Origin of the sequence: Paractinoplanes brasiliensis (genome assembly GCF_004362215.1) — a bacterium.
Classification (GTDB): domain Bacteria; phylum Actinomycetota; class Actinomycetes; order Mycobacteriales; family Micromonosporaceae; genus Actinoplanes; species Actinoplanes brasiliensis.
In genome coordinates this window covers 1,819,892-1,835,355 of record NZ_SNWR01000001.1, presented here as the reverse complement: position 1 = coordinate 1,835,355, position 15,464 = coordinate 1,819,892, and the positions used below count along the sequence as shown (strand labels likewise).

Annotated in this window: 15 protein-coding genes and 1 tRNA gene; 11 read left to right on the top strand and 5 right to left on the bottom strand. The window is 70.7% G+C overall.

Annotation, left to right across the window (positions count from 1 at the left end):
- Positions 1-73: 73 nt before the first annotated feature.
- The gene (gene aceE, locus C8E87_RS07885; protein ID WP_133872475.1) at positions 74-2,812 is read right to left on the bottom strand and encodes a pyruvate dehydrogenase (acetyl-transferring), homodimeric type; all 2,739 of its coding nucleotides are present in this window, start codon (positions 2,810-2,812) and stop codon (positions 74-76) included.
- 148 nt (positions 2,813-2,960) lie between these two features.
- On the bottom strand, positions 2,961-3,365 hold the full coding sequence (locus tag C8E87_RS07880; protein ID WP_133872474.1) for a YjbQ family protein: 405 nt from the start codon (positions 3,363-3,365) through the stop codon (positions 2,961-2,963).
- 64 nt (positions 3,366-3,429) lie between these two features.
- On the opposite strand from C8E87_RS07880, the gene C8E87_RS07875 reads away from it, so the two are divergent.
- The 7 genes from C8E87_RS07875 to C8E87_RS07845 all read left to right on the top strand — a co-directional run bounded on the left by C8E87_RS07875 (position 3,430) and on the right by C8E87_RS07845 (position 8,894).
- Complete coding sequence (locus C8E87_RS07875; RefSeq protein WP_133872473.1) at positions 3,430-5,700, top strand: thiamine pyrophosphate-dependent enzyme; 2,271 nt, start codon at positions 3,430-3,432, stop codon at positions 5,698-5,700.
- Between the two features lie 96 nt (positions 5,701-5,796).
- Complete coding sequence (locus C8E87_RS07870; RefSeq protein ID WP_133872472.1) at positions 5,797-6,228, top strand: DUF3052 domain-containing protein; 432 nt, start codon at positions 5,797-5,799, stop codon at positions 6,226-6,228.
- Between the two features lie 61 nt (positions 6,229-6,289).
- Entirely contained in the window at positions 6,290-6,748 is a 459-nt protein-coding gene (locus tag C8E87_RS07865) for a peroxiredoxin (protein ID WP_133872471.1), read from the top strand.
- A gap of 27 nt (positions 6,749-6,775) precedes the next feature.
- Positions 6,776-6,850 (top strand) — tRNA-Val (locus tag C8E87_RS07860).
- A gap of 116 nt (positions 6,851-6,966) precedes the next feature.
- A complete protein-coding gene (locus C8E87_RS07855) occupies positions 6,967-7,389 on the top strand; it encodes a BLUF domain-containing protein (RefSeq protein ID WP_133872470.1) in 423 nt (140 codons plus the stop codon).
- Between the two features lie 224 nt (positions 7,390-7,613).
- The gene (locus C8E87_RS07850) at positions 7,614-7,922 is read left to right on the top strand and encodes a hypothetical protein (protein WP_133872469.1); all 309 of its coding nucleotides are present in this window, start codon (positions 7,614-7,616) and stop codon (positions 7,920-7,922) included.
- Positions 7,923-7,940: 18 nt separating this feature from the next.
- Positions 7,941-8,894, top strand: coding sequence for a zinc metalloprotease (locus C8E87_RS07845; RefSeq protein ID WP_133872468.1), 954 nt, complete (start codon positions 7,941-7,943; stop codon positions 8,892-8,894).
- A gap of 324 nt (positions 8,895-9,218) precedes the next feature.
- Here C8E87_RS07845 and C8E87_RS07840 read toward each other — a convergent pair whose 3' ends face one another.
- The gene (locus C8E87_RS07840; RefSeq protein WP_133872467.1) at positions 9,219-9,734 is read right to left on the bottom strand and encodes a hypothetical protein; all 516 of its coding nucleotides are present in this window, start codon (positions 9,732-9,734) and stop codon (positions 9,219-9,221) included.
- 513 nt (positions 9,735-10,247) lie between these two features.
- Between C8E87_RS07840 and C8E87_RS07835 the strand changes: the two genes are divergently transcribed.
- Positions 10,248-11,219 (top strand): hypothetical protein, encoded by a 972-nt coding sequence (locus C8E87_RS07835; RefSeq protein WP_133872466.1) that lies wholly within the window; start codon positions 10,248-10,250, stop codon positions 11,217-11,219.
- Here C8E87_RS07835 and C8E87_RS07830 read toward each other — a convergent pair.
- A complete protein-coding gene (locus tag C8E87_RS07830; RefSeq protein ID WP_133872465.1) occupies positions 11,179-12,015 on the bottom strand; it encodes an NAD(P)/FAD-dependent oxidoreductase in 837 nt (278 codons plus the stop codon). The two genes, C8E87_RS07835 and C8E87_RS07830, sit on opposite strands and share 41 nt — an antisense overlap.
- Before the next feature lie 47 nt (positions 12,016-12,062).
- On the opposite strand from C8E87_RS07830, the gene C8E87_RS07825 reads away from it, so the two are divergent.
- Positions 12,063-12,647, top strand: a complete 585-nt coding sequence (locus tag C8E87_RS07825) for a helix-turn-helix domain-containing protein (protein WP_133872464.1) — start codon at positions 12,063-12,065, stop codon at positions 12,645-12,647.
- Positions 12,648-12,709: 62 nt separating this feature from the next.
- On the opposite strand, the gene C8E87_RS07820 is transcribed toward C8E87_RS07825, so the two are convergent.
- On the bottom strand, positions 12,710-13,372 hold the full coding sequence (locus tag C8E87_RS07820) for a bifunctional DNA primase/polymerase (RefSeq protein ID WP_133872463.1): 663 nt from the start codon (positions 13,370-13,372) through the stop codon (positions 12,710-12,712).
- A gap of 239 nt (positions 13,373-13,611) precedes the next feature.
- On the opposite strand from C8E87_RS07820, the gene C8E87_RS07815 reads away from it, so the two are divergent.
- Both C8E87_RS07815 and C8E87_RS07810 read left to right on the top strand, forming a co-directional pair.
- Positions 13,612-14,841 (top strand): helix-turn-helix domain-containing protein, encoded by a 1,230-nt coding sequence (locus tag C8E87_RS07815; protein ID WP_133872462.1) that lies wholly within the window; start codon positions 13,612-13,614, stop codon positions 14,839-14,841.
- 70 nt (positions 14,842-14,911) lie between these two features.
- On the top strand, positions 14,912-15,439 hold the full coding sequence (locus C8E87_RS07810) for a flavoprotein (RefSeq protein ID WP_239080684.1): 528 nt from the start codon (positions 14,912-14,914) through the stop codon (positions 15,437-15,439).
- The last annotated feature ends 25 nt before the right edge of the window (positions 15,440-15,464 follow it).

Below are 15,464 nucleotides of genomic sequence, written 5' to 3'. Positions count from 1 at the left end.
GGCGAGGGACGAGCTGAGACGTAGACGCCGGATCCGCCCGCTTTCGAGCGGATCCGGCGGTTTGCCCAGTTGCTCAGCTGTCGCCGCCGGTCTCGCCGACCGGAGCCGCGTTCACGTCGTCGATCGCGTACTTCTTGGCCGCCTCGGCCGGCACGTGCGACGGCACCTTGCCGCCCAGCGCGAGCTGGCGCAGCGTGGCGACGACGACCGACTCGGCGTCGACGTGGAAGTGACGCCGCAGGGCGTGCCGGGTGTCGCTCATGCCGAATCCGTCGGTGCCCAGCGACGTGTAGTCGTTCGGCACCCAGCGGGCGATCAGGTCGGGCACCGCCCGCATGAAGTCGCTGACCGCGACGACCGGGCCCTCCGTGCCCTCCAGCTTCTGCTGGATGTACGGCTTGCGCGGCTGATCGCCGGCGTGCAGCAGGTTGTGCTCCTCGGCCTCGATCGCGTCGCGGCGCAGCTCGGTCCACGAGGTGACCGACCAGACGTCGGCGCTCACGCCCCAGTCCTGGGCGAGCAGCGTCTGCGCCTTCAGGGCCCAGGCCATGCCGGTGCCGGACGCCAGCAGCTGCGCCTTCGGACCGTTCGCCTCGGGCGCCGCCGCGTACCGGTAGATGCCCTTGAGCAGGCCCTCCCGGTCGACCTCGGCGGGTTCGGCGGGCTGCACGGCCGGCTCGTTGTAGACGGTGAGGTAGTAGAAGACGTTCTCCTGCTTCTCGCCGTACATCCGGTGCAGGCCGTCCTCGACGATGTGCGCGATCTCGAACGCGAACGCCGGGTCGTAGGCGACCACAGCCGGGTTCGTCGCCGCGATCAGCAGCGAGTGGCCGTCCTCGTGCTGCAGGCCCTCACCGTTGAGCGTGGTGCGCCCCGCGGTGGCCCCGAGCAGGAAGCCCCGGGTCATCTGGTCGGCCGCCGCCCACAGTTCGTCGGCCGTGCGCTGGAACCCGAACATCGAGTAGAAGATGTACAGCGGGATCATCGGCTCGTCGTGCGTGGCGTACGAGGTGCCGGCGGCGATGAAGCTCGCGGTCGACCCGGCCTCGTTGATCCCCTCGTGCAGGATCTGGCCGTTGGTCGCTTCCTTGTACGACAGGAAGAGCTCGCGGTCGACCGAGGTGTAGGTCTGGCCGTGCGGCGAGTAGATCTTCTTGGTCGGGAAGAGCGAGTCCATGCCGAACGTACGGGCCTCGTCCGGGATGATCGGGACCCAGCGGGCGCCGAACTCCTTGTCCTTCATGAGGTCTTTCAGCAGGCGGACGAACGCCATCGTGGTGGCGATCTTCTGCTTGCCGCTGCCCCGCTTGACGTCGCCGAACGCCTTCGACTCGGGGATCCGCAGCACCTTGCCCTTGGTGCGCCGGGTCGGGATGGATCCGCCCAGCTCACGGCGGCGCTCGAGCATGTACTGCATCTCGTCGGACTTCTCGCCGGGGTGGTAGTACGGCGGGAGGTACGGGTTGTCCTCGAGCTGCTTGTCGCTGATGTCGAGGTAGAGCCGGTCGCGGAAGCCCTTGAGGTCGTCAAGCGTGAGCTTCTTCATCTGGTGGGTGGCGTTGCGGGCCTCGAAGTGCGAGCCCAGGGTCCAGCCCTTGATCGTCTTGGCGAGGATCACGGTCGGCTGGCCGGTGTGCTCGGTGGCCGCCTTGTACGCCGCGTACAGCTTCTTGTAGTCGTGACCGCCGCGTTTGAGGTTCCAGACCTCGTCGTCGCTCATGTGCTCGACCAGCTTGCGGGTGCGCGGGTCACGTCCGAAGAAGTTCTCCCGTACGTACGCCCCGGACTCGCCCTTGTAGGTCTGGTAGTCGCCGTCGGGCGTGACGTTCATCAGGTTGACGAGCGCGCCGTCGGTGTCGGCGGCCAGCAGCGGGTCCCACTCGCGGCCCCAGACGACCTTGATGACGTTCCAGCCGGCGCCGCGGAAGAACGACTCCAGTTCCTGGATCACCTTGCCGTTTCCCCGTACGGGGCCGTCGAGGCGCTGCAGGTTGCAGTTGATCACGAAGGTGAGGTTGTCGAGCTCCTCACGGGCGGCCAGGCCGATCGCGCCGAGCGACTCGACCTCGTCCATCTCGCCGTCGCCCAGGAACGCCCACACGCGCTGCTGACTGGTGTCCTTGATGCCCCGGTTGTGCAGGTAGCGGTTGTACCGCGCCTGGTAGATCGCGTTCAGCGGGCCCAGGCCCATGCTGACCGTCGGGAACTCCCAGAAGTTCGGCATCAGCCGCGGGTGCGGGTACGACGGCAGGCCGCCGCCGGGGTGGGACAGCTCCTGGCGGAACCCGTCGAGGTCGTTCTCGCTGAGCCGGCCCTCGAGGAAGGCCCGCGCGTACATGCCGGGGGAGGCGTGGCCCTGATAGAAGATGTGGTCGCCGCCACCCGGGTGGTCCTTGCCCCGGAAGAAGTGGTTCATCCCGACCTCGTAGAGGCTGGCGCTCGACGCGTACGTCGAGATGTGCCCGCCCACGCCGATCTCGGGCCGCTGGGCGCGGTGCACCAGCATCGCGGCGTTCCAGCGGATGTAGGCCCGGATCCGGCGCTCCACGAACTCGTCGCCGGGGAACCAGGGTTCCTGCTCCGGCGGGATCGTGTTGATGTAGTCCGTCGAGGTCAGCGGCGGAACGCCGACCTGACGCTCCCGGGCCCGCTCGAGCAGGCGCAACATAACGTAACGGGCTCTCTTGGCGCCGCGTTCGTCGATGACTCCGTCGAGCGACTCGACCCATTCGTTCGTTTCCTCGGGGTCGATGTCCGGAAGCTGGCTCGGCAGGCCGTCGCTGATCACCGGGCGCTTGCGCTCCGTGGCCACAGGCATTCCTCTTGGTCGGGTGTCGGACCGAGCGGCCCATTGTGTGAGTCGCGCGGGTTATGTCTCCATCCTGCCCCTTAGCCGTGCGCATCGTCACGCCTACCGTCCGGGTACGCGATCCGCGACACACGTACTGACCAGTAACTTTCTAGCCGGGCAGAAAGCTGAACCTTACTTGGCGTTCCGGATTGTCTCCGTTGGTGTCCACGAGGCAGATCGACTGCCACGTGCCCAGGGCGATCCGGCCGCCGATCACGGGCAGCGACGCGTACGGGGGGATCCAGGCCGGCAGCACGTGGTCGCGCCCGTGCCCCTTCGAGCCGTGCCGGTGCCGCCACCTGTCCTCGGCCGGCAGCAGTTGGTCGATCGCGGCCAGCAGATCGTCGTCCGAACCCGCCCCGGTCTCGATGATCGCCAGCCCGGCCGTGGCGTGCGGCACGAACACGTGCAGCAGCCCGTCCCCTTCGGACTCGGCGAACCGCTCGGCCTCGCGCGTGATGTCCCGCACCACGGGACGCGACCCGGTCCGGATCGTGATCACTTCGGTACGCATGAACCGAGTCTGCCAGCCCGTCCCAGGTCACGCCCCGACGACCCGATGATCGCCGGTTTCCGGCATGGCGGGCTTCGCCCGGGTGGGCAATGCTGGTCAGGTGACCACCCCGCAGAACCTCGACGAGCGATTCAGGGACGCTGTGTCGGGCCTCGCGCTTCCGGAGGCCCGCCGCGCACCCGGCGACGCCGTCCGCGACGGCTCCACCCTCACCGGCGCCCGCGCCCTCGAGCTGTTCGACGCCCAGCTGGCCAGCCGCCACCTCGACCTCGCGGCCCGCTGGCTGCGCAGCTTCAACGAGGGCTTCTACACGATCGGATCGTCCGGCCACGAGGGCAACGCCGCCGTGGCCGCGGCGCTGCTGCCCACCGACCCGGCCCTGCTGCACTACCGCTCGGCCGCGTTCTTCGCCGCCCGCGCCAAGAGCCTGCCCGACGCGGCCCGCGACGTGCTGCGCGGCGTGGTCGCCTCGGCCCACGAGCCCATCGCCGGGGGCCGGCACAAGGTCTTCGGCAGCGCCGAGGCCAACATCGTCCCGACCACCTCCACGGTGGCGTCGCACCTGCCCCGGGCGGTCGGGCTGGCCTTCTCGCTGGCCCGGCCGCGCCCCGACAGCCGATGGCCCCGCGACGCCATCGCCGTGGCCTCGTTCGGCGACGCCTCGGTCAACCACGCGACGGCCACGGCCGCTCTCAACTCGGCGGGCTGGTTCGAGCACACCGGCGTACCGCTGCCGTTGCTGTTGATCTGTGAGGACAACGGGCTGGGCATCAGCGTGCCCACACCCGACGGCTGGCTGGCGGCCATGCTGCAGTCCCGGCCCGGCCTGCGGTACTCGGCGGCCGACGGCTGCGACCTGACGACCACCTACGACGCGGCGATCGAGGCCGTGGGCTACGTGCGCCGCGAGCGCCGGCCCGCCGTGCTGCACCTGTCGACCGTACGGCTGATGGGTCATGCCGGCGCCGACGCCGAGGTGGCCTACCGGACGGCCGACGAGATCAGCCGTGACCTGGAGCGGGACCCGCTGATCGCCACCGCGCGCCTGCTCGTCGAGGCCGGGCTGCTCGGGCCGGACGAGGTGATCGCCCGCTACGACGAGGTCGGCTGGCAGGTGCGCAAGGTCGCCGAGGAGGTGCTGGGCGAACCCAAGCTCGCCAACGTGGCCGAGATCGTCGCCCCGCTCGCCCCGCGCCGCCCGCTGCGCGCCGCCCACATGATCACCGAGGTCGCCACCCGCGCACTCGGGCCCGGCGCGGCGGCCCGCTCCCGGGCGTTCGGCGGCAAACTGCCCGAGCAGTCCGGGCCGCTCACGCTGGCGCAGACCATCAACGCAACACTCACCGACGCGCTGGCGTACGACCCCGGCGTGCTCGTCTTCGGCGAGGACGTGGGCCGCAAGGGCGGCGTCTACGGGGTCACCAAGCACCTGCAGGAACGCTTCGGCGACGAACGGGTCTTCGACACCCTGCTCGACGAGACCACGATCCTCGGGCTGGCTCTGGGCGCCGGTCTCGACGGCATGCTCCCCGTCCCCGAGATCCAATACCTGGCCTATCTCCACAATGCGGAGGACCAGCTGCGGGGTGAGGCGGCCACGATGTCGTTCTTCTCCTCCGGGGCCTATCGCAACCCCATGGTCGTACGGGTGGCCGGGCTGGCCTACCAGCAGACGTTCGGCGGGCACTTCCACAACGACAACTCGCTCGCCGTCCTACGCGACATTCCCGGCCTGGTCCTGGCCGTGCCCAGCCGGCCCAGCGACGCCGCGCCCATGCTGCGCTCCTGCCTGGCCTCGGCGGCGTCCGACGGCAGCGTCTGCGTGTTCCTCGAGCCGATCGCGCTCTACCACACCCGCGACCTCTATCAGCAGGGTGACAACGAGTGGCTCGCCCCGTACAGCGGACCCGGCGCCTGGACCACCGAGCACGTGCCGATCGGGCGCGCCCGCACCTACCCGCTCGGCAACGCCCAAGACCTCACCATCATCACGTACGGCAACGGGCTCCGGATGTCGCTGCGTGTTGCCGCCCAGCTCGCCGAGCAGGGCTACGGATCCCGAGTGGTGGACCTCCGCTGGTTGAATCCGCTTCCCGTCAACGACCTGGTCCGTGAGGCCGGCGCGACCGGCCGGGTCCTGATCGTCGACGAGACCCGCCGCTCCGGAGGCGTCGGCGAGGGCGTGCTCGCGGCCCTGGTGGACGGCGGTTTCGTGGGCGCGGCCAGGCGAATCGCCTCGGCCGACTCACTGATTCCGCTGGGTCCGGCCGCACAGCATGTGCTGGTGGGGGAGGATGCCATCACACAGGGTGCCCGCGCCCTGCTGGCGCGGTAAATTGCCACACACCCGGTGCGCCACTTGCGCCGAGAGCCCGGAGTGTGTGGACTACCCCCAGGTTTTGGTAACTCGACGGCTAGGAGGACTTAGACAGTGAGCGCGACCGCTGGTCAGGCCGACGGCGTACGCAGCCTGGCGGACCGGTTCGGCTTCGAGCCGAACATGGTGGTCATGGAGATGGGCTACGACGACGACGTAGACGAGGATCTTCGTGACACCCTGACCGAACGCGTCGGCGAGTTGGTCGACGAAGACACCGATGAAGTCGTCGACGCGGTGCTGCTGTGGTACCGCGACGGGGACGGTGACCTTTTCGAGATCCTCACCGACGCCCTGGGCCCCCTCGCCGACAACGGCGTGGTGTGGCTGCTGACCCCCAAAGCCGGCCGGGACAACCACGTCGAACCGAGCGAGATCAGCGAGTCGGCCCCCACCGCGGGCCTGCAGCAGACCTCGACGGTCAACGCGGGCAAGGACTGGACCGGCGCCCGGTTGGTCTCCCCCAAGGGCAACAAGAAGAAGTAGCTCACTGCGTCCCCAGCCCGACCGGCGTCCCGCGGGTGCCGGTCCGGTTAGGGTTGTCCGCATGACGGTCCCGGTCGGCGCCCCCGCGCCCGATTTCGCCCTGAAAGACCAAAACAACCAGCCCGTACGCCTGGCCGACTTCCACGGCCGCAAAGCCGTCCTGCTGGTCTTCTACCCCTTCACGTTCACCGGCACGTGCCAGGGCGAACTCGCCGAGATCCGCGACCGCCTCCCCGACTACCAGAACGACACCGTGCAGGTCCTGGCGGTCAGCGTCGACTCCGTCTACAGCCACAAGGTGTGGGCGATGCAGGAAGGCTTCGACTTCCCGCTGCTCGCCGACTTCTGGCCGCACGGGGCGGTCGCCCAGTCGTACGGCGTCTTCAACTCCGGCGGCGGCATGGCCAACCGCGGCACGTTCCTCATCGACAGCGCCGGCATCATCCGCTTCGCCGAGATGCTGAGCCCCGGCGAGCCCCGAGACCAGAAACCCTGGCGGGCGGCGCTGGCTGACCTTTAGGTAGGATGTCGGTTCCGGTTTCACACCGGGCGCGTAGCTCAGTGGGAGAGCACTCGCCTTACAAGCGAGGGGTCGTAGGTTCGAAACCTACCGCGCCCACCAGGGCGACCAGCGCGGAAAGGGCGCTGTCGCGCCTCTTGGGGTGGGAGTGTCGGCCTTCGTCCGTGGACCCTCGGCTTGGCCTGCGGACGCGGGCCGTCGGAGCTTAGCGTCGGACCATGACGATGTCGCGACTGATCTACTTCAGCGAGAAGCGGGAGCTCGGCCCCGGAGGTGTCGAGGCGATCCTGGATACGGCACGGAGCAACAACGAACGTAATTGTCTGACCGGTGTCCTGCTGTTCAACCGGAAGTTCTTCCTGCAATGCCTGGAAGGCGGCCGGGAGGAGGTCACTGCCACGTTCGGCCGCATCGCGGCGGATCCGCGGCACGGGAACGTCGCCCTGGTCTCGGTCCACGATATCGACGTCCGCGATTTCCCGGACTGGACGATGGGCTACGTCCCCACGACCTCGCCGGAGGTGAACTCCGTGCTGCGGCAATTCCAGGAGACCGAGGATTTCGACCCCCGGCTGCTGTCCTCGACCACGGCCGTCGCCTTGATGAACGCTATGCGCAGCATGGGGCGCACAACGTTGTAGCGATCTCGGCGGGACGGCCTTCGGCGGTAGGACCTCGCGGGCAATCGCAGGCTCATCGGGTGAGCTCGCGCGGCCGCGTAGGCAGGGGTCATCGGACGAACGTTCCGAACCGGGGGCGGGGCCTGTCGGATCGAGGACCGAGGGTCGCCGGCCTGCGATGACGCTGCCAGTCTGCGGGCACCACCACGAATTTCAGCATCACGACAGGCGGTCGAGACGCAACGATGCCCGACATCTCCCCGGACCTTTTTCAGCGCTGGTACCGCTCCTTCGAGGAGGACACCGACGACCAGGCCGTCTACCGCCCGGGCGACTATCCGTTCCCGCCCAGCCGGGCGCCGCGGCCCAGTCTGGAGTTCCGGCCGGGCGGCGGCTTCGTCGAGTACACGGCGGGACCGGCCGACCGGGCCGTGCCGAGCCGGGGCAGCTGGGAGGCGGCGGAGGGGGACGGCGTAAGGGTGCGGGGCGACGCCGGAAGCCGGACGTTGCGGATTGTCGCGCACGACGCGCAGGTGCTGAGGATCCGTAAATAGCGCGAGGAGGAGAGCACGATGGACAACGCCGACATCGTCGAGACCCCGGCCCGGCGCCGCTGCGGCACCGAGGACGTGCACCGTCGCATGCTGAACGAGAGCTTGAACTATCGGCTGAACCGGGCCGCCATCGAGAACCTTGCCTTCGCCTTCGCCACGGGGCAGGAACAGCCGTCGCGGCCCGACGTGCTGACCATCGACGTGGTGGTCCACATCGTGCACGCCAACGACGAGCAGGATCTCTCGGAGGAGCAGATCGACAGCCAGATCGCCGTGCTCAACGAGGACTTCCGGGCCGCCAACCCGGACATCAAGAACGTGCCCACGGTGTGGCAGGGCCTGGTGGGCGACGCGCGGATCGAGTTCCGCCGGGCGAGCCTCGACCCGGACGGCAACCCCACCACGGGCGTCACCCGGCGGCGGACCGACGTGCGGGCGTTCTCCAGCAACGACGCCGTGAAGTTTGCCGCGCAGGGTGCCGCCGATGCCTGGCCCGCCGACCGTTACCTCAACATCTGGGTGTGCCGGCTTTCCGGCGGGCTGCTGGGCTATGCCCAGTTCCCGGGCGGGCCGGCCGACACCGACGGCGTGGTGATCACCTATACCGGGTTCGGCACCACCGGCACGGCGTCCGCGCCGTTCGACCTCGGGCGCACCACCACCCACGAGATCGGGCACTGGCTCAACCTGTTCCACATCGGCGGCGACGACGGCACGGGCTGCAGCGGCAGCGATTTCGTGTCCGACACGCCGAACCAGGCCGGCCAGAACTTCGGGACGCCGACCTTCCCGTCGATCACCTGCAACAACGGGCCGAACGGCGACATGTGGATGAACTTCATGGACTACACCGACGACGTGGCGATGTACATGTTCACCCAGGGGCAGGTCCTGAGGGTCGAGGCCTGCCTGGCCGGTCCGCGCCAAGGTCTGCTGGTGGCGGTGGGCAGCGCGGGTAGCGGTCAGCCGTAGGCAACGGGCCGGTCCGCGCGAAGGTCTGCTGGTGGCGGTGGGCAGCGCGGGTAGCGGTCAGCCGTAGGCAACGGGCCGGTCCGTGCCAAGGTCTGCTGGCGGCGGTGGGCAGCGCAGGGACCGGGCAGGTGCAGGGCAACGGCGGGCACGCCGAGGAAGTCGCGCCAGGGCCGGGCGGCCGGTCACGGGCAACACGCCCGCCGGTGACCGGCGCGGCCCCGGTGTGCCACCCCGCCGGGAGCGGCCGTTGGCCGGCGATCGCTCCCGGGCGCGGTGGTGATGACGTGGGGCCGGGCGCACGGGACGCGCTCGGCCCCACTCCTGTCAGCCGATGGGCCCGTCGGCCGGCTGGTCGCCGGTGTTCTCGCCCGGGGGCCGCCGACGGCCACCGGGCGGGATCTCACCGAGATGTTCGAGCCGGGCCTGGATGCCGCCGCTGCTGCGCCCGAACTCGGCCATGAGGTCGCGCCGCCGGGCGCCGGCCCGGTAACGCTCGACGAGGCGCTCGTCGTCAGCCGGCGTCCAGCGGACGCCCTGGTTGGGGTGGCGCTCACGCCGGTCGGGCGGCAGGCCGGCGGGGGCCGGGGCCGGCCGGGCCCGGGTCATCGCGATCAGGCCGGCCAGGGTGGAGGTGAGGACATCGGTGAGCGCGGGCAGGTCGGCCGGCGCGATGCCGCCGCTGATCTCGCTCACCACGTGACCGTCGCCGTCGCTGCTCACGATGCAGAGATCGATGCGGTGGTCGTCGGTCGGGAAGGCGGTGACCTGGTAGTCGATCTCGCCGAGCAGCAGACGGCGGTCGAGGGTGATCGGGGAGGACTGGAGGGCGGTGTCATTCATGGGGGAGAACTTAGGGTGACCCTCTGACAGTTTTGGGCGACGGCGGGCGGGCGCCTGAGCGAGGCGCGCGGCCAGGATCCGTCGAGCCGGTCGTCGCGTACGGTGCGGACCGTCTCCGGTGTCCGCACGCCCGGCTCGTCCATCTCCCCGAGCGCCCGGCGCTCGGCCCGTCAGAGCCGTCGACCAGGCCCGTCAGAGCCGTCGACCATGGCCGTCAGAGCCGGTGGCCAGGCCGGTCAGAGCCGGTGGCCAGGCCTGTCAGAGCCGTCGACCAGGGCCGTCCGGGCCGTGCGGGCCCACGGCGCCCGCCTCATCCGAGGCACACCCGACCTGCAACCGGGCGTTTCTCAACCGGGTGCCGCGAGCACCGATTCCTACTGGTGCCGGCGGGTTGTCCCGCCGGCGGGCGGGCCCCGGTCGGCATCCCCCCGGCGATCGGGCCCGCCCTGCCCGCGGCATACACGTTCGAAGATCTCGGAGGGCGGGCGCATGCCGTCAGAGTTGCACATCGGCATGGATGACGAAAAAACCGTCATTTCCCCGTACGCCCTCAGGCTGCGCACCGGGCGCGCGGTCCGGCATCGCGCCGGCTCCGTCATCGAGGTCGTCCCGCTGACCCCGTCCGGCGTGACCCGCGAGGCCCGGCTGGCCTTCGCCGCCCGCCTCAGCCTTCCTCTGATCTTCGTCTCGGCCGCGCTCTACGCCGCCGGTCTGCCCTGGTGGCTGCCGTTCGCCGCCTCGGTCGCGACCGTCGCCACAGTCTGGCGGCACCAGGCCCGCGCCGCCCAGGTGGCAAGCTTCGAGCTCCCCACCAGCGACGGCGGCCGCGGCGAGGCCGGCCGAGGCGAGGGTGGCCGCAGCAGGAGCGGCCGAGGCGAGGGTGGCCGCAGCAAGAGCGGCCGCGGCGAAGGCGGCCGTAGCAGGAGCCGCCGGGGCGAGGGCGGCTGCGGCGAGAGCGGCCGCGTGCTGCTGACCGAGCAGGAACGAGCCGTCTTCCGGCGCGCCGCCGGTGTCTCGCGCCGGATCCGACGTACGTGGCCCGGTCTTCCCGGCATGATCGACCCGGAGACGGCGGATGTCGCGCTGACCCGGGCCCTCGACGACCTGGGCGCAGTGCTGGTGCGCCGGCAGGAACTGCGCCGGCTCCGCGCCGGGCTCGAAGAAGTGGGTGACCGGGGCGTCCCCGCCGACAGCCCCGCCGTGCTGGCCCTCGCGGCTCAGCGCGAGCGCGCCGCCGAGTTGTGGCGTGAGACCGGGGAGCAGGCCAATCGCATCCTGCGCAGCCTGGACCGGGCGGCGCTGGCGGGCGAGGCGTTCCTGCGGGAGCGCGAGATCGGTGAGACCGCGCGGCAGGCCGAGCTGGTGCTGGCCGGGCTGGCCGACCGGCCCGGGGCCTTGGCGGCCGACGCGGGCCCCGAGCTGGCCGAACGTACGGCCGCCGTGATCACTGCTTATCGGGAGCTGGCGGCAGCAGGTCAGCGTTGATCATCGCGCCCGCCGTCAGCCCGGCGGCCGCCGACGTGATCACCTGAGCCATCGGATCGGTGACGTTGCCGGCCACCCAGACCCCGGGCACCTCCGTACGCCCGCTGGGGTCGATCGCCGGAACATAGGTGCCGATGCCCATCGGGTGCTCGGCGGCCTTGAGCCCGAGGGACTCCAGGAACCCGGCCCGCGCCCGCAGCTGCGTGCCCACGACCAGGTATTCCCGCTCGATCAGGGCGCCGTCCTTCATCCGTACGCCGCCCGGCTCGACCGCCGCGACCTCGTCGAGCGGCAGCAGGCGTACGTCGGGGCTCCACTGACCCCACAGCCGCAGCCGGTGCTCGGTCATCTCCTCGCCGGGCGTCCCGAGCACGCCGATCGCCCGGCCGCGCACCTCGTAGCCGTGGCAGTAGGGGCAGTGCAGCACGGTCGAGCCCCAGCCCTCGGCCAGCCCCGGCACGTCGGGCAGCACGTCGGTCAGCCCTGTGGTGACCAGCAACCGCCGTGCCCGGTGCACGGCGCCGTCGGTCAGGGTGACCTCGAACCCGGGTGCGGCCGTCGCGACCTCGCCGTCGACCACCGTCCCGCCGTACCGCTCGACCTCGGCCCGCCCGGCCGCGCGGAACTCCGCCGGGGTCATCCCGTCGCGGGTCAGGAAGTTGTGGATGCCCTCGGCGGGCGCGTTCCGGCCCGCGCCGGAGTCGATCACCAGCACCGAGCGCAGCGCCCGTCCCAGGGCCACCGCGCCGCTCAGCCCGGCCGGTCCGCCCCCGATAACGATCACGTCGTATGTCATGTACCCATGGTGGCCACGTTTGGCGGAAAGGGGGAAACTTCTTTGCCATGACAGCAAAAGACTTCCTGGCGGAGGTCGGTCCGCGCCTGCGCTCGCTGCGGAAGGACGCCGGGATCACGCTGACCGCGCTGGCCGACACGACCGGCATCTCGGTGAGCACCCTCTCGCGGCTCGAGTCGGGGCAGCGCAAGGCGACCCTCGAGCTGCTGATGCCGCTGGCCCAGGCCTATCGGGTGCCGCTCGACGAACTGGTCGGCGCGCCGCAGACCGGTGACCCGCGGGTGTACGCGCGCCCGATCCAGCGGTTCGGTCAGACGATCCTGCCGCTGACCCGCAACCCGGGCGGCCCGCAGGCCTTCAAGCACCTCATCCCGGCCGGGGAGCGGCAGACGCCCCACCCCAAGACGCACGAGGGGTACGAGTGGCTGTACGTGCTCAGCGGCCGGCTGCGCCTGGTGCTCGGCGAGCACGACCTGGTGCTGCCGCCGGGCGAGGCCGCCGAGTTCGACACCCGGGTGCCGCACTGGTTCGGCAGCGCGGAGGGACGGCCGGTCGAGTTCCTGTCCATCTTCGACGCGCAGGGCGCCCGGATCCACGTACGGGCACGTCCGAAGAGCGCGTCATCCGTTTGAGTGACTCGACCGTCACGCTCCGGGGCACTACGTTGTCACTCGACATGCAGACCGACAACGCGTCATCCACCCCGGCGGGCGGTCGACAGCTGGCGGGGGACGGTGAGCTGACGTTCCCGCACGGTGCCGAGCGCGTCGGTCATCAGCTGCTGCACCGTCTCGGCGCCGGGCAGGCGCCACTGGGCCTGCTCGGGGGTCACCGCCCAGCGGGCCGGCCCTTCGAGCATCCGGCTCGGCGCGGCCGGGATCCACGAGCCGAGCCCGTGCCGCACCACGTCGAGCCGATGGTCCAGTTCGGAACGCAGCGGCGCCCCGGGTTCGACCAGGAAACTCCAGCGGCCGGCGGCGGTGACGGTGACCGGCCCGCGGGCGTCGCCGCGCCGGTTGAGCCGTACGGCGCCGAGCACCCGCAGGCCGAGCGCGGCCGGCACCTCGATCGCGTCGAAGCGGCGCCCGGTGACCAGCAGCAGGCTGTACGGCTCGTGCCGCCACCACGCCCGCACCTGGGCCGGGTCGGTGCTCGCGGTGTCCTCCCAGGACTCGAGTGCCGGGTGGCATGCCGTGATCGGGCAGCCCGGCCGTCCGCAGTCGAAGCGGTGGCCGCTCAGGCGTGCGCCCGGTGTGACGGCCCATCCGTGCGCGGCGAGGCGGAGCGCGGCCCGGCGCAACCGGAGCCGATCGAGGGCCACCGGCGGTACGAACGGCCGGCGAACGCTCCACTGCATGGCTCGACAACCCCCGATTCTGGTTTCCGGTGCTATATCAGCCAGGTGCGCCGTATCCAAGGGCGACACACCTCGTTGGTTCCGGCAGATCCACCCTTTGCAAGTTGCCACAAAAACTACGAGCATCGGTGAGCAGGCGATCACACACGCTGTGCGACGTGCACGGACGTGGAGCGATCACACTGCAGTTGACACAAGGGCTCGCCGGCGGGGGTCGCCGGTGAGCTGGGGGAGGCACCGTGGACGAGCTGCCGATCGGCCGCCGCGTCGCCTATTGGCGCGGTCGACGCAAGATGTCCCAGCAGGTCTTCGCGGACCGGCTGGGAAAGTCCAAGAGCTGGGTCGACAAGGTGGAGCGGGGGGTCCGCCGGCTCGACAAGTTCTCCGTCGTCTACGAGATCGCCGACGTTCTTCAGGTCGACGTCCAGCTGTTGCTGGGCAAGGACGTGGAGCGCCGGCCGGAAACGCAGAACTGCATCGATCAGGTCGAGGTTGAGGAGATTCGCGCCGCTCTGGAGCGTTATGACCAGATGAGTGCGTTCTTCCAAGCGGTGCCACATTCGCCGCCGCTCGCCGAGATGCGTAAAGCGGTCAGCCACGCCTGGCTGACCTATCAGCACGCCAAGTACGGCGTGCTGGCCCGCACCCTGCCCAAGCTGCTGCGTGACGCCCAGGCGGCGGACAGCGCGTACGCGACCGGTTCGGAGGCCAAGGAGGCGGCCCACCTGCTGGGCCAGGTCTACCAGATCGCGTCGTCCGCGCTGCGCAAGGTCGGCGAGCACGAGCTGAGCTGGCTGGCCGCCGACCGCTCGATCGCCGTGTCGCAACGGGCCGGCGACCAGCTCCTGGCCGGGCTGGCGAGCTATCGGGTGGGCAGCGCGCTGCTGGCGCTGGGCCGGGTCCGGCCCGCGCTCGAGGTCAACGTCAACATCGCGAACCGGCTCGCGCCCACGCACGAGCCGGCGCACAAGGGCGAGCGCCTGTCGGTGTACGGCATGTTGCTGCTCAACGGGGCGATGGCGGCGGCACGCATCGGCGACAGCGCCACCGTGCGCGACCTGCTCTGCGGCGCCGAACAGGCCTCGCTCGAGCTGGGCGGCGACTACAACCACTACTGGACCAGCTTCGGCCCGACCAACGTGCAGCTGCACCGCTGCGCCACCGCGGTCGAGCTGGGCGACGGCCGCACCGCGGTCGAGACGCACGAGAAGATCGACGTGGTCGGCTTCAACGCGATGCTGCCGGAACGCCGGGCGCACCACTTCCTGGACATCGCGCGCGGCTACACGCAGATCGGCAACGTCGAGAAGGCGAGCGAGATGCTGCTCGAGGGCGACCGGCTCGCCCCGTCCGAGATCCGCTGCCGGCCGCTCGCGCACGAGGTTCTTTCCGACGTGCTCCGCCGGACGCGGGGCACTCCGCCGGCTCCCATAGCGGAGCTGGCCGAGCAGATGGGAGTCGGCGTATGAGGTGGGTCAGCACGTGACGACTGGTAACCCCGCGCCCGGTGTGCTGTACGTCCTGGTCTGCGGCTCGCCCATGGCCCGTGACGTCGGCATCCTGGTCGGCCTGGCCCAGGCGGAGGGCTGGGACGTCTGCGTGATCACGACACCCGACGGACGCAAGTTCGTCGACGTGCCGGCGCTGCAGGCCCAGACCGGCCACCCGGTACGCACCTATTACAAGAGCCCCGGCGACCCTGATGTGCTGCCCGCGGCGGACGCGATGATCGTCGCGCCGGCCACGGTCAACACGGTGAACAAATGGGCCGCCGGGATCACCGACACCCTGGTCCTCGGCCTGCTGGTCGAGGGCTACGGCTACGGCGTGCCGACGGCCGTCGTCCCGTACACGAACCGGGTCATGGCTCTGCATCCCGCGCTGCACGAGAGCCTGGCCAAGCTCCGCGACTGGGGGGTGCACGTGCTCTACGGCGAGGACGTCTGCCGGCTCGGCAACCCCGGCCAGACCGACCGTTTCCGGAGCCAGTTCCCCTGGCGGCGCGCGCTCCAGACGATCAGCAACCCGGTCAGCATGAGCAGCAGCGGCCAGGTGGAACGAGCCTAGGCCGGTCCCGCCGATTCCGCGGCGG

Excerpts from the sequence above, each read along its gene's own strand:
- C8E87_RS07825 (WP_133872464.1), top strand. The coding sequence starts at position 12,063 with ATGACAGCAAAAGACTTCCTGGCGGAGGTCGGTCCGCGCCTGCGCTCG.
- C8E87_RS07830 (WP_133872465.1), bottom strand. The coding sequence starts at position 12,015 with ATGACATACGACGTGATCGTTATCGGGGGCGGACCGGCCGGGCTGAGC.
- C8E87_RS07845 (WP_133872468.1), top strand. The coding sequence starts at position 7,941 with ATGGACAACGCCGACATCGTCGAGACCCCGGCCCGGCGCCGCTGCGGC.
- C8E87_RS07855 (WP_133872470.1), top strand. The coding sequence starts at position 6,967 with ATGACGATGTCGCGACTGATCTACTTCAGCGAGAAGCGGGAGCTCGGC.
- C8E87_RS07810 (WP_239080684.1), top strand. The coding sequence starts at position 14,912 with ATGGCCCGTGACGTCGGCATCCTGGTCGGCCTGGCCCAGGCGGAGGGC.
- C8E87_RS07840 (WP_133872467.1), bottom strand. The coding sequence starts at position 9,734 with ATGAATGACACCGCCCTCCAGTCCTCCCCGATCACCCTCGACCGCCGT.
- C8E87_RS07820 (WP_133872463.1), bottom strand. The coding sequence starts at position 13,372 with ATGCAGTGGAGCGTTCGCCGGCCGTTCGTACCGCCGGTGGCCCTCGAT.
- C8E87_RS07850 (WP_133872469.1), top strand. The coding sequence starts at position 7,614 with ATGCCCGACATCTCCCCGGACCTTTTTCAGCGCTGGTACCGCTCCTTC.
- C8E87_RS07875 (WP_133872473.1), top strand. The coding sequence starts at position 3,430 with ATGGCGGGCTTCGCCCGGGTGGGCAATGCTGGTCAGGTGACCACCCCG.
- C8E87_RS07865 (WP_133872471.1), top strand. The coding sequence starts at position 6,290 with ATGACGGTCCCGGTCGGCGCCCCCGCGCCCGATTTCGCCCTGAAAGAC.
- C8E87_RS07880 (WP_133872474.1), bottom strand. The coding sequence starts at position 3,365 with ATGCGTACCGAAGTGATCACGATCCGGACCGGGTCGCGTCCCGTGGTG.
- C8E87_RS07835 (WP_133872466.1), top strand. The coding sequence starts at position 10,248 with ATGGATGACGAAAAAACCGTCATTTCCCCGTACGCCCTCAGGCTGCGC.